The sequence below is a fragment of the Corynebacterium spheniscorum genome, from assembly GCF_900113445.1.
GTDB lineage: Bacteria > Actinomycetota > Actinomycetes > Mycobacteriales > Mycobacteriaceae > Corynebacterium > Corynebacterium spheniscorum.
Map to the genome: position 1 here is coordinate 36,071 of NZ_FOPJ01000009.1, position 13,778 is coordinate 49,848.

A 13,778-nucleotide genomic window follows, 5' to 3' on the forward strand; every position below is an offset into this window, starting at 1 on the left:
ATGACCTCCCAGACTTCCCAGACGTCCCCTGACTTGCAGCATGATTGTGCTGAAGACTCTTATCCCGCAGTAGGGCCACTAGCGGCGGCGGAACCCGGCCGACTGCTGATCACCCATGTTCGCCCCTATGGTGAAGAAGAAACCAGCGTGCTGGTTGAAGATGGGTTTATCAAGGAAATCGGCTGCGATGCGGACGCTGAAGCTGATCGCGTGATTGATGGCGGCGGCAATATTTTGCTGCCCGGCTTGGTGGATATGCACGTGCACCTGCGTGAACCCGGCCGCGAAGATACCGAAACCATTGCTACTGGTTCCGCTGCTGCCGCCAAGGGTGGCTTCACTGCGGTGTTCACCATGGCGAATACACAGCCGGTAACTGACCAGCCGGTGATCGCTGAAGGTGTGTGGCTAAAGTCCCAGGAGCTGGGGCTTTGCGATGTCCACCCGGTTGGGTCAATCACCAAGGGCTTAGTAGGCAAGGAACTTACTGAGTTCGGCATGATGGCGTGTAGCGAAGCCAAGGTGCGCATGTTCTCTGATGATGGCAAGTGCGTTGCGGACCCGCTGCTGATGCGCCGCGCCATTGAATATGCCCGTGGCCTTGATGTGCTCTTAGCGCAACACTGCGAGGAACCGCGCCTTACCGAAGGTGCGGTGGCCCATGAAGGTGAAACCGCTGCGAAGCTTGGGCTTCGGGGTTGGCCGCGAGTAGCCGAGGAATCCATTGTTGCCCGCGATGCTTTGCTGTGCCGCGACTATGGCAACCGCATGCATATTTGCCACGCCTCGACCGAAGGCACGGTGGAGCTTTTGCGCTGGGCGAAGTCCCAGGACATTCCGCTATCGGCGGAAGTCACCCCACACCACTTGCTGCTCAATGATGATCGCCTGCACACCTATGACGGTGTGAACCGCGTGAACCCGCCGCTGCGGGAGGTGCGCGATAATGAAGCGCTACGCGATGCTTTGCTGGACGGCACCATTGATTGTGTTGCCACCGACCATGCACCGCATGGTTCGGAAGAAAAGTGCTGCGAATTTGAGCATGCCAAGCCCGGAATGTTGGGCTTAGAAACCTCCTTGGCGATTATTGCCGAGATCTTCGTGCACAGTGGGTTGGCAGATTGGCGCTTTGTGGCCAAGGTGATGAGTGAACGCCCCGCTCAGCTGACCAAGCTGCCCGGCCATGGCCGCCCCATTGCAGTGGGGGAGCCGGCGAACCTGACGATCGTGAACCCTGATGCCACCTGGACGGCACGTGGCGCCGAGATGCGCTCTAAGTCTGAGAACACCCCCTATGAGGGGATGAGCTTTAGCACCCAGGTAGCTGCCACCATCCTGCGAGGAAAGGTGACCTATGAAGCGGAGCTTTCATGACACCCCCGCACCCGTGATGTGAATAACTTTCATGCGGGTGCATAAAATAGGTGGTTGGTGTGGTGAGAGACCGCGCCGTTTGCCCCAATAAAATTTTTGCACCTGCACACTTCGACAACATTCTTTTCTCGAACATTCTTTTCTCGCCCCTCAGCACAATGTGAAAGGCACTGACAAGCACAGTGACTGAAAACCACAATTCTTGCCCCATGTCGAGTTCTTCGCCGACCCGCGGCCAAGAACATAACCCCAACCCGCACCCCGGCAATAAAGCGCTGCTGGTGCTCGCCGATGGCAGCGTTTATCACGGTCTTCCCTTTGGTGCCCGCGGCACCACCTTGGGTGAAGCAGTGTTCACCACCTGCATGACCGGTTATCAAGAAACCATGACGGACCCCTCCTATCACCGCCAGCTGGTAGTAATGGCCGCCCCGCAGATCGGCAATACCGGTTGGAACGATGAGGATAATGAATCCCGCGATAACCGGATCTGGGTAGCCGGCCTGGTGATCCGCGACCTCAGCGCCACCGTCTCGAATTGGCGCGCCAAGCGCTCCTTGCCCGAAGAGATGGAAAACCAAGGCGTGATTGGTATCCGCGGAGTAGATACCCGCGCACTGGTACGCCACCTGCGCGACCAAGGCTCGGTAGCAGCCGGCATCTTCACCGGTGCGGATGCGGAAAAGCCCTTAGAGGAATTACTCGAGCTGGTGCGCAACCAAGAACCCATGGAAGGCGCTGACCTTGCCGGGGACGTGAGCTGCGATGAACCCTATGTGGTGGAACCGGATGTGGACCCCACCGGTTTGACCGTGGTGGCCTATGACATGGGCATTAAGACCAATACGCCTAGGAATTTCTCGCTACTTGGGGTGCGCACCGTGGTGGTGCCGGCGAATACTCCCTTCGAGGAGATTAAGCAGTACAACCCAGATGGTGTGTTCGTCTCCAATGGCCCCGGTGACCCCGCCACCGCCGACAAAATGGTGGAAGCTGTGCGCGACGTGCTGGCCGCGAAGATTCCCTTCTTCGGAATCTGCTTTGGCAACCAGATCCTCGGCCGCGCCTTGGGCATGGAAACCTACAAGCTGAAGTTCGGGCACCGCGGCATTAATGTGCCGGTGATTGACCACCGCGACGGCAAGATCGATATCACCGCCCAGAACCATGGCTTTGCCCTCAAAGGTGAGCCGGGTAAGGACTTTGACACCGACTTTGGCCCCGCCGAAGTAACGCACACCTGCCTCAACGATGGGGTAGTAGAGGGCGTGGCATTAAAAAATGGGATGGCGTTTTCGGTGCAATATCACCCCGAAGCAGCCGCCGGGCCGCACGACGCGAACCCACTTTTCATGCGCTTTTATGAGCTCATGGCTAGCAACAAGCAGGATCAGGAAGGTTAAGAAGAAGACTTATGCCTAAGCGCACCGATATCAACCACGTCCTGGTCATTGGCTCTGGCCCCATTGTGATTGGCCAAGCCTGCGAATTCGACTACTCCGGCACCCAGGCCTGCCGCGTCCTGAAAGAAGAAGGACTGCGCGTCACCCTGATCAACTCCAACCCGGCCACCATCATGACCGACCCGGAGTTCGCTGACCACACCTATGTCGAACCCATCCAACCCGAATACATCGAGAAGATCTTTGAAAAGGAGATCGCCGAAGGCCACCCCATTGATGCGGTGCTGGCAACCCTCGGTGGCCAAACCGCGCTGAATGCTGCAATCCAGCTCGACCGCCGCGGCTCCTTGAAGAAGTATGGGGTGGAACTAATCGGCGCCGATATTGACGCCATTGAACGTGGCGAGGATCGCCAAAAGTTCAAGGATATTGTCGCCACCATTGGTGGCGAATCCGCTCGATCACGGGTCTGCCACAACATGGACGAAGTCCACGAAACCGTCGCTGAACTGGGCCTACCCGTGGTGGTTCGCCCCTCCTTCACGATGGGTGGGCTAGGTTCTGGTCTGGCCTTTAATAATGACGACCTTGAGCGCATTGCCGGTGGCGGCTTAGCGGCCTCCCCGGAAGCCAATGTGCTGATCGAAGAATCCATCCTGGGATGGAAAGAATATGAGCTCGAGCTCATGCGCGATGGCGATGACAATGTGGTTGTCGTCTGCTCCATTGAAAATGTGGATGCCTTGGGCGTGCACACCGGTGACTCGGTGACCGTGGCCCCGGCGATGACGCTCACGGACCGCGAGTTCCAGAAAATGCGCGATCAAGGTATCGCCATTATTCGCGAAGTGGGTGTGGATACCGGCGGATGCAATATCCAATTCGCCATCAACCCTAAAGATGGTCGCATTATCACCATCGAAATGAACCCGCGTGTATCACGCTCTTCCGCGCTGGCCTCCAAGGCCACTGGCTTCCCGATTGCGAAGATCGCCGCGAAGCTGGCTATTGGCTACACCCTGGATGAGATCACCAACGACATCACCGGGGAAACTCCCGCGGCCTTCGAACCCACCCTGGACTATGTGGTAGTCAAGGCCCCGCGCTTTGCTTTTGAGAAGTTTCCGGGCGCTGATGACACGCTGACCACCACCATGAAGTCCGTGGGCGAAGCCATGGCACTGGGCCGCAACTATGTGGCTGCTCTTGGTAAGGTCATGCGCTCTTTGGAACAGAAGCAGGCTGGCTTTTGGACCCAAAGCGATGAATCCTTCGCCGGCGAGCGCGCCACCGATGTGAAGGCCGTACTCGAAGACCTCAAGCGCCCCACCCAGGGCCGCATGTATGACGCCGAATTGGCACTGCGCCTAGGCGCCAGCATCGAGGAAGTATATGAAGCTTCCGGCATTGACCCCTGGTTTCTCGCGGAGCTAAAGACCCTGGTGGACTTCCGCGAAGCCCTGGTTAATGCACCGGTGCTGGATGCGGAAATGATGCGGCACGCTAAGTACCTTGGCTTCTCTGATGCTCAGATTGCTGCTTTGCGACCGGAGTTCGCCGGCGAAGATGGTGTGCGCCGTCTGCGCTGGTCCCTGGGAATCCACCCGGTATTTAAGACCGTGGATACCTGTGCTGCGGAGTTCGAAGCCAAGACCCCTTATCACTACTCGGCCTATGAGCTAGACCCCGCTGCCACCAGCGAAGTAGCGCCCCAAACCGAGCGCGAGAAGGTCATCATCCTAGGCTCCGGGCCGAACCGCATTGGCCAGGGTATTGAATTCGACTACTCTTGCGTGCACGCAGCCCTGGAGCTTTCCCGAGTTGGCTATGAGACCGTGATGGTCAACTGCAACCCGGAGACTGTCTCCACTGACTATGACACCGCGGATCGTCTCTACTTCGAGCCCTTGACCTTCGAAGATGTGATGGAGGTGTACCTGGCGGAATGCCAGTCCGGCACCGTTGCTGGTGTGATTGTGCAGCTCGGTGGCCAGACCCCGCTGGGCTTGGCTCAAAAACTTGCTGATGCTGGTGTGCCCGTGGTGGGTACCACCCCGGAGGCCATCAACCTGGCTGAAGACCGCGGCGAATTCGGTGAGGTGTTGAAGGAAGCTCAGCTCCCGGCACCTGCTTTTGGTACCGCTACCAGCTTCGATCAGGCCCGTGAGGTGGCCGCCAGCATTGGTTACCCCGTGCTGGTTCGCCCCAGCTATGTGCTGGGTGGCCGCGGCATGGAGATCGTCTATGACGAGAGCTCCCTGAAGGACTATATTGAGCGCGCCACCGAGCTGAATACTGATCACCCGGTGCTGGTGGACCGCTTCCTAGATTCCGCCATTGAGATTGACGTGGATGCGCTCTGCGATGGTGAAGAGGTATATCTTGCCGGCGTGATGGAGCACATTGAGGAAGCCGGTATTCACTCCGGTGACTCTGCGTGCGCACTGCCGCCGATGACCTTGGGTAAGGAAGATATCGACAAGGTTCGCCGCTCGACTGAAGCTCTGGCCAATGGCATTGGTGTTAAGGGCCTAATGAACGTGCAGTTCGCCTTGAAGGACGACATCCTCTACGTCATTGAGGCGAACCCGCGTGCCTCCCGCACGGTGCCCTTTGTCTCCAAGGCCACCGGAGTGCACCTGGCGAAGGCCGCAGCCCGCATTATGATGGGCTCCTCCTTGAAGGAACTCAAGGAAGAGGGCTTAATCCCCACCAGCTACGACGGTGGCTCGCTGCCCATGGATGCACCGATTGCGGTGAAGGAAGCTGTGCTGCCCTTCAACCGATTCCGCCGCCCGGATGGCACCATGCTGGACACCTTGCTTTCCCCGGAGATGAAGTCCACCGGTGAAGTGATGGGCCTGGCCGCTAACTTCGGTGCCGCCTACGCCAAGGCGGAAGCCGGAGCCTTTGGTGAACTTCCCACCGAAGGCCGCGTCTTCGTCTCGGTGGCGAACCGCGATAAGCGCACCTTGATCCTGCCTATCCAGCGCCTCGCCAGCTTGGGCTTTACCATCCTGGCAACCGCTGGTACCGCCGGTATGCTGCGCCGCAATGGCATTGAGTGCGAAGTAGCGCGCAAGGCCAGCGAGGTGCGTGATGCTGGTGAAGGACGCTCCATTGTTGACCAAATTGCTGCTGGTGAAGTGGATCTGATCCTCAACACCCCGGCTGGTTCGGCAGGGGCTCGCCATGATGGCTATGACATCCGCGCAGCTGCTGTGAATGTGGGTGTGCCACTGATGACCACCGTGCAGGGTGTGACCGCCGCGGTGCAGGGCATCGAAGCGAAGCTGAAGGGCGACTTGAGTGTCTGCCCGCTGCAGGAACTTGATCACGGTGGGTGCCGCTAATGAGCGCCCCAAGCTCAACACCGCATCTCACCTTCGGTGCTCAGCTATCCCAACTAGCTGAGCACCGCGGTGGGCGCCTCTGCGTAGGCATTGACCCACACCCGCAGCTGCTGCGTGATTGGGGCGTTAAGGATGATGTTGATGGCCTCAAGGAATTCTCGGAGCGTTGCGCAACTGCCTTCGCCGATGCGGTGGCTTTGGTGAAACCACAGGTGGCTTTTTATGAGCGCTTTGGTTCCGCTGGTTTTGCGGTGCTAGAAAGCACCATTGCGCAGCTTAAAGAAGGCGGGGCGCTGGTGGTGGCTGATGCTAAACGCGGTGATATTGGCTCGACCATGGCAGGTTATGCCAGCGCCTGGTTGGCTGATGAATCCCCGCTGTGCTGCGATGCACTAACTGTCTCCCCTTATTTGGGTGTGGGTGCTTTAGATCCTGTGCTCAAGCTTGCTGAGGAGAAGAATAGGGGAGTGTTCATCCTGGCGGCCACCAGCAACCCGGAAGCCATTGAGCTACAAAGCCAAGGCGATAAGGGCAGCATCGCCCAGCAGGTAGTAGATGAGGTAGCACGCCATAACGCCCAGCATGCACCTAGTGCTGGCAACTTGGGCGTGGTGGTTGGTGCGACCCTAAAGAATCCTCCTAAGCTCGCGAAACTCAATGGCCCGGTATTAATGCCGGGAGTGGGTGCCCAAGGCGCAGGTGCGGAAGATATTGCCCGGATTGGGCGTGGGGTGGAGAACTATTGCTTCCCCAATGTCTCGCGCGCAATTTTGGCGGCCGGCCCGGATCCGCGAAAGCTTTATGATGCGGCCCGAAACTTCGCGCAGGATTACCCCATAAGCTAAGCCGAAGCCATCATGATTTAAGCGCCCTAGGAGAACTAGGGCGTTTATTTTTATGTGCTGATCCCAGTTTTCTCAGGTACCTCAAGGATGAACCTACGCCTCAAAGCTCAACTGAATCCTCCTGAAGGCCGGAATATAATCGCAGGTCAGCCGTTTTCGGGTGGGTTGATGTGCGACCTGCGGTTTTGTTAAGCTATCCTGCGTAAACGCCTAGTTTCGTGTCGCGCTGGCGGGCATTGTCCGTGGTGGTGCTAGACTAGGCAAAAATCAGCGGCTGACACGCATGCAATTTAGTGTGTCTGCTGCTCGATACATAGGTACCCTCCTGGTACCGCAAGACAAATTCCCTTTATATGAATCGGAGGAACCCCGTGGCCCTTCCCAAGTTGACGGACGAGCAGCGCAAAGAAGCACTCGCCAAAGCCGCTGAGGCCCGCAAGGCCCGTGCAGAGCTGAAGGAAAAGCTCAAGCGCGGTGGCACCAACCTGAAGGAAGTCCTGGATAAGGCCCAGAGCGATGAGATCATTGGCAAGACCAAGGTCTCTTCCCTCCTGGAGGCTCTGCCGAAGGTTGGCAAAGTCAAGGCGAAGGAAATCATGGAGGAACTCGAGATCGCCCAGACCCGTCGTCTGCGTGGCCTCGGTGAGCGTCAGCGCCGTGCCCTCCTCGAGCGCTTCGGCTTTAGCGAGGACTAATCACCATGGCCAGCAACAAGGGCACTCTCGTGGTGCTGGCCGGCCCGTCTGCAGTGGGCAAGTCCACCGTGGTCAACCGGCTCCGCGATGAAATTGAAGACCTGTACTTCAGCGTCTCCATGACCACGCGGCAGCCACGCCCCGGCGAGGTTGAAGGGGTGGACTACTTCTATGTCACCGATGACCAATTCCAACAGCACATCGACAATGGTGACATGCTGGAATGGGCAGAAATTCATGGTGGCCTGCAGCGCTCCGGAACTCCGGCTAAACCAGTGCGTGATGCACTATCAGCTGGGCGCCCGGTGCTCGTCGAGGTCGACCTTGAAGGTGCACGCAATGTCGCGCAGATGATGCCCGAAGCAACCAGTGTCTTTTTAGCCCCGCCCTCCTGGGAGGAGCTCGTCGATCGTCTCACCGGCCGCGGTACTGAAGATGAAGAAGTTATCGCACGCCGCCTGAACACCGCTAAAGAAGAACTCGCCGCCAAGGATGAGTTTGACCATGTGGTAGTCAATGATGATGTCGACCGAGCAGTAGCCGCTATTAAGGCCATCTTGGTGGGGTAGTATCCTTAACCGTCCTACCTAGTTTTTCCACACGAACTTTCCTCAAGTAAAGGTGCAAGTGACCAACGTGAGCAACGAGACCAAGACCGAAGCTGTCTTCGATCCGCCCATCGGGATTACCTCCCCGCCGATCGATGAACTCCTGGACAAGGTCTCCTCGAAATACGCCTTGGTGATTTTCGCTGCCAAGCGTGCCCGCCAAATCAACAGCTTCTATCAGCAGGCTGATGAAGGGGTCTTCGAGTTCGTCGGCCCGCTGGTCACCCCAGAGCCCGGCGAAAAGCCCCTGTCCATCGCCCTGCGCGAGATCGATCAGGGTCTGCTGGAGCACGAAGAAGGCCGCTAAAGCTCCTTATGAGCAGCGCGCCTGCACAGATTTAAGCTTCACCCCCAAGAGAACACCCCGACTTACCTTCAACCAAGGTGAGTGCGGGGTGTTTTTCTCGCGCACTCGCACCCCATAGCGACTACGCTTGGCATGCAGCAACCCCGCGCCTAGGGCCACACCTATCTACCCAGCGCAGCCGAATGATCTCGAGAAGCGAAATAACAAGGACAAAGAGCTAAGTGAGCCAGCAGAATCGAAATGAATCAAAGCACCTAGTCGTAGGTGTGGCCGGCGGAATTGCGGCATATAAGGCCTGCCACCTGGTACGTGAGCTGAAGGAAGCGGGAGCGGATGTGCGGGTGGTGCCCACGCCCGACGCGCTGAGATTTGTGGGGGCGGCGACTTTTGAGGCGCTGAGCGGGCATGCGGTGAGCACCACCGTGTTTGATGCGGTGGATGAGGTGCAGCATGTGCGCATTGGGCAGGAGGCGCAGGGCATTGTGATCGCACCGGCGACCGCGGATGTGATTGCGCGGCTGGCGGCGGGGCGTGCGAATGATCTGCTGACCGCGACGTGTTTGGTGGCGACCTGTCCGGTGCTGGTGGTGCCGGCGATGCATACCGAAATGTGGTTGAATCCGGCGACCCAAGACAACGTGGCGACTCTGCGGCGCCGCGGGATTGTGGTGATGGAGCCGGCGCATGGTCGTTTGACCGGGAAGGATACAGGGCCCGGCAGGTTGCCGGAGCCGCAGCAGATTGCGGCGGTGTTTAAAGCGCTCTTAGACGGCGGGGATTTTGAGCGGAATTTGGTGGGGCAGCGGGTGCTGATTAGTGCTGGGGGAACCCGGGAGAATCTGGATCCGGTGCGCTTTATTGGCAATGCCTCGAGTGGGCGCCAAGGTTTTGCGCTTGCGGAGATTGCGGCGCATAAGGGTGCGCAGGTGACCGTGGTGGCCGCGGCAACTGATGATTTGCCGACCCCCTGTGGGGCGGAGATGGTGCGGGTGCGTAGTGCCCGGGAGATGAAGGATGCCATTGATGAGCGTGCGGGGGAGGCGGACATCATTATTATGGCTGCCGCGGTGGCGGATTATCGACCGGCGACGGTGGCGGAATCGAAGATGAAGAAGGGCCGTGATGATGCGGGCCTGGATCATCTGGAGTTGGTGGAAAACCCCGATATTCTCGCAGGGTTGGTGAAGCGGCGTGCCGATGGGGAGCTCAAAGATGGGGTGAGCATTGTTGGTTTCGCGGCAGAAACTGGGGATGCGCAGACCAGTGCAGTAGAGCATGGGCGGGCGAAGTTGCGGCGCAAGGGCTGTGACCTCTTGATGTGTAATGAGGTGGGGGAAGGCAAGGTGTTTGGCCAGGCCACGAACCAGGGCTGGTTGTTGGGTGCCGATGGCAGTGAGCGCACCATTGAGTTGGGGAGTAAGCACTATGTGGCGGCGCAGATGCTGGCGGCGATTGCGGAGCTGCGGGAAAGCGGTGGTGGGCGGACCTAGGTGGGGTTTCTGGAGAGGATCCTGGAGGAGTTTCCCGAGAAGCTTCGGCGCGCCTATTGCGCTAATAGACCGCTTAGTCTATGTTTGAACGCGGCACTTAAAGCAGGCGTATGAGTACCGCCTGCCCGTCTTAAGCTGCCGAACATTGACCCTGATAAGACTCAAAGAAAATTTTCCCCCAGAACACGTCGCGCCACTTGTTGGCGATATGTGCTGCGAAGACACCTCGAAGAAGAAAAGAAATACAGTGAGCAACCCCACGAATACCTCTCAGGCAAAGAACGCTCAGGAGACAAACGCTTCCGAGCGCGGCAACCTGCGGCTCTTTAGCTCTGAGTCCGTGACCGAAGGCCACCCGGATAAAATCTGCGACGCCATTTCCGACACCATCTTGGATGCGCTGCTGCGCGAAGACCCGCATGCTCGCGTGGCCGTAGAAACCTTGGTGACCACCGGCCAAGTGCATGTGGTGGGTGAAGTAAGCACCACTGGCTATGTAGAGATTCCAGCCTTAGTGCGTAAAACCCTGACCGATATTGGTTTTACTTCCTCGGATGTGGGCTTTGATGGCCGCACCTGCGGGGTGAATGTAGCCATTGGTGAGCAGTCCTCTGAGATCGGTGAGGGCGTGAGCACCTCCCACGAGGCCCGCAGTGGCTCCCAAGTGGAGGATGATTCCCATACCGGTGCCGGCGACCAGGGCCTGATGTTTGGTTACGCCGCCAGTGACACCCCGGAATTAATGCCGCTGCCGATTGCTTTAGCGCACCGCCTGGCACGTCGACTAAGCGAAGTGCGTAAGCAGGGGATCGTCCCGCATCTACGCCCTGATGGTAAAACCCAGGTGACTTTCGCTTATGACCAGGACCAGCGGCCGGTGTACTTGGACACCGTGGTGATCTCCACGCAGCATGATCCAGAAGTCACCCAAGCGTGGTTGGAAGAACAGCTGCGCGAGCATGTCTTGGACTGGGTGATTAAAGAATCCAAGCTGGAACACCTCGTCACCGATGACCTCACCTTGTTGGTGAACCCTTCGGGTTCCTTCGTACTTGGTGGGCCGATGGGTGATGCTGGTTTAACTGGCCGCAAGATCATTGTGGACACCTATGGCGGTATGGCGCGCCACGGTGGTGGTGCTTTTAGCGGCAAGGATCCCAGCAAGGTGGATCGCTCTGCGGCTTATGCCATGCGTTGGGTTGCGAAGAATATTGTGGCCGCTGGGTTGGCTGATCGTGCGGAAGTGCAGGTGGCTTATGCCATTGGGCGTGCCGCACCGGTGGGTCTTTATGTAGAAACCTTCGGTACCGCCCGGGAAGGCCTCAATGATGAGCTGATCCAGCAGGCTGTGGCGAAGGTGTTTGATCTGCGCCCCGCCGCAATTATCCGCGAGCTAGATCTACTGCGGCCGATTTATCGCCCGACTGCTGCCTATGGGCACTTTGGGCGCACCGATATTGACCTGCCCTGGGAAGCCACCAACCGCGTGGAGGAACTCCGCCGCGCCGCTGGGGTTGCCTAGCCAGGGGTGGCTTAGGCCGCTTGCTGCTGACCTGAGGGCGCTGAACCGCAGTGCCCTTAAGTAGGTAAACTCTAAGCTCACTATGAGTACCTCCCCGCGCACCCCAGCACCAGAGCTATCGGTGGCGCGGGTACTCCCACTTTTAGGGCTCGCGCACCTCGACCGACTCTTTGACTACCGCATCTCCACCAAACAAGATGCCGACGCCCAACCCGGGGTACGGGTGCGGGTACGTTTTGCTGGACGTTTGGTGGATGCGCTGCTTATTGAGCGCGTGGATACCCCAGAACATGATGGCGAACTGAAATTTTTAGAGCGCGTCATCTCCCCAGAACAGGTGTATCCACCGCAACTGCAAAAGCTGGTGGACTCACTGGCGAAACGCTATGCCGGGGTGCGCTCGGATATTATTCGCTCCGCTATCCCCAGCCGCCATGCCCGCGCGGAGAATACTCCCGCTTCTGAAGCGCTTAGCTGGGAGGAACTAGGGGAGGTCGCTGAACCTGATCTTTCGCCCTGGGCGGCTTATACCCATGGTCAATCCTTTGTTGATGCTGTACTTGCTGGCTCCCCGGCACGCGCAGCCTGGCAGATTGCCCCCGGTGAACATTGGGCCGGCGCCATTGCGGCCCTGGCCACCAAAGTAGTACTCGATGGTGGCGGCGCCTTAGTGGTAGTGCCGGACCAACGCGATGTGGAAGTACTAGAACAAGCCTTCCGCGAACATGTCTCAGCCAAACAATTGACCATCTTGCATGCCGGGTTAGGCCCGCAGGCACGTTACCGGCGTTACCTCAATATCCTGCATGGCCAAGGCCGCCTGGTGGTAGGTACCCGTAGTGCCGCTTTTGCGCCGGTGAAGAACCTCAAACTCTGCGTGCTGCTACATGATGGTGATGACAACCTGGTTGATCCGCGAGCGCCTTATCCGCATGCTCGGGAAGTGCTGACCACCCGCAGTGCTCAGGAGCATTGTGCGCTGATTCTTGGTGGGCATCATCGCACTGCGGAAACCCAGTTGTTGGTGGAATCTGGTTGGGCGCATGACCTTATTGCCCCACGGGAGGTGATTCGCGCGCGTAGCCCCTGGATTCGTGCGGTGGCGGATAGTGACTTTGAGTTAGAACGCGACCCACGGGCACGTTCTGCACGCTTACCCTTGATTGCGTTTGAGGCCTTGCGCGGTGGGTTGGAAAAAGAACTACCGGTGCTTATCCAGGTGCCGCGTAAGGGCTATGTGCCGACCTTGGCGTGCGGGGTATGCCGCACACCGGCGCGCTGCCGGCATTGCAATGGTCCGATGGGCTTACCGAGTACCGTAGAACAGCATCCTCAAGAAGCTCATCTCCCCACCTGTCGTTGGTGTGGGCGCCCGGATACTCAGTACCGCTGCCATGCGTGTGGTTCCTTTAAGCTTCGCGCAGTGGTGTTGGGGGCTGAAAGAACTGCTGAAGAAATTGGGCGGGCATTCCCGCAGGTACCGGTGCACATGTCTGGTGGCAACCGCATTATTGATTACCTAGAGCAAGCCCCACAGATCGTGGTAGCCACTCCAGGGGCGGAACCCATTATCCAAGACGGCGGGCACTATGGTGCCGCAGTGATGGTGGATACCTGGGCCACCTTAGGTCGCCAGGATTTACGGGCCACCGAAGACACCTTAGGTAAATGGGCGAGCGCCGCCACCATGGTGCGACACGATGGGGAAGTAGTGGTAGTTGCAGAAGCTTCCCTTGCGGTGGTGCAGGCGCTAATTACCTGGGATATGCGTGGTGCCGCGGCGCGTGAGTTAAGCCAACGCGCAGAAGTGCAGCTTCCCCCCACGGTGCATATGGCGGCCATTGATGGTGCCACTGCGGCACTAGATACCCTGCTTGAGGTCGTGGAGCTACCGAAGGATGCTGAGGTTTTAGGGCCGGTGGATCTACCACCGGGTACCACCTTGCCTGGGGAATATGACGAGAAGCGTTATGGCCCACCACAACGCCTACTGATCCGCACACCCTTGGGCCCACGTAATGAATTGGGTGAGGCTTTAGGCCAAGCACAGGTGGCACGGTTTGGTCGCCGTGGCCGCACCCAGGGTGCTGGTGGGGACCTCCCACTACGTATCCAGGTTGATCCGGTGCGCGTGGGCTAAACTTCCCACCTAGAAACCCCCGGAAGTTATTTCGCAGC

General features: G+C 58.5%; 10 protein-coding genes. All 10 read left to right on the plus strand.

From position 1 onward, the window contains the following. Complete coding sequence (locus BMZ01_RS07580; RefSeq protein WP_092286095.1) at positions 1-1,377, plus strand: dihydroorotase; 1,377 nt, start codon at positions 1-3, stop codon at positions 1,375-1,377. A 209-nt stretch (positions 1,378-1,586) separates the two neighbouring features. Beyond that, positions 1,587-2,780 (plus strand): glutamine-hydrolyzing carbamoyl-phosphate synthase small subunit, encoded by a 1,194-nt coding sequence (gene carA, locus BMZ01_RS07585; RefSeq protein WP_092286191.1) that lies wholly within the window; start codon positions 1,587-1,589, stop codon positions 2,778-2,780. 11 nt (positions 2,781-2,791) lie between these two features. Then, positions 2,792-6,133 (plus strand): carbamoyl-phosphate synthase large subunit, encoded by a 3,342-nt coding sequence (gene carB, locus BMZ01_RS07590; RefSeq protein ID WP_092286097.1) that lies wholly within the window; start codon positions 2,792-2,794, stop codon positions 6,131-6,133. After that, positions 6,133-6,978 carry an orotidine-5'-phosphate decarboxylase gene (pyrF, locus tag BMZ01_RS07595; protein WP_092286099.1) on the plus strand — a complete coding sequence of 282 codons (846 nt, stop codon included), beginning with the start codon at positions 6,133-6,135 and terminating at the stop codon, positions 6,976-6,978. The genes carB and pyrF overlap by 1 nt, the downstream gene beginning before the upstream one ends. Before the next feature lie 371 nt (positions 6,979-7,349). Further along, the gene (gene mihF / locus BMZ01_RS07600) at positions 7,350-7,673 is read left to right on the plus strand and encodes an integration host factor, actinobacterial type (protein ID WP_092286101.1); all 324 of its coding nucleotides are present in this window, start codon (positions 7,350-7,352) and stop codon (positions 7,671-7,673) included. Positions 7,674-7,678: 5 nt separating this feature from the next. Continuing rightward, a complete protein-coding gene (gene gmk, locus BMZ01_RS07605; protein WP_395890449.1) occupies positions 7,679-8,242 on the plus strand; it encodes a guanylate kinase in 564 nt (187 codons plus the stop codon). A gap of 58 nt (positions 8,243-8,300) precedes the next feature. Beyond that, a complete protein-coding gene (gene rpoZ / locus BMZ01_RS07610) occupies positions 8,301-8,588 on the plus strand; it encodes a DNA-directed RNA polymerase subunit omega (protein WP_092286105.1) in 288 nt (95 codons plus the stop codon). Between the two features lie 221 nt (positions 8,589-8,809). After that, positions 8,810-10,078 carry a bifunctional phosphopantothenoylcysteine decarboxylase/phosphopantothenate--cysteine ligase CoaBC gene (coaBC, locus tag BMZ01_RS07615; RefSeq protein WP_092286107.1) on the plus strand — a complete coding sequence of 423 codons (1,269 nt, stop codon included), beginning with the start codon at positions 8,810-8,812 and terminating at the stop codon, positions 10,076-10,078. A 145-nt stretch (positions 10,079-10,223) separates the two neighbouring features. Continuing rightward, a complete protein-coding gene (gene metK, locus BMZ01_RS07620) occupies positions 10,224-11,600 on the plus strand; it encodes a methionine adenosyltransferase (RefSeq protein ID WP_223845808.1) in 1,377 nt (458 codons plus the stop codon). A gap of 82 nt (positions 11,601-11,682) precedes the next feature. Then, complete coding sequence (locus BMZ01_RS07625) at positions 11,683-13,740, plus strand: primosomal protein N' (RefSeq protein ID WP_092286111.1); 2,058 nt, start codon at positions 11,683-11,685, stop codon at positions 13,738-13,740. Positions 13,741-13,778: the final 38 nt, after the last annotated feature.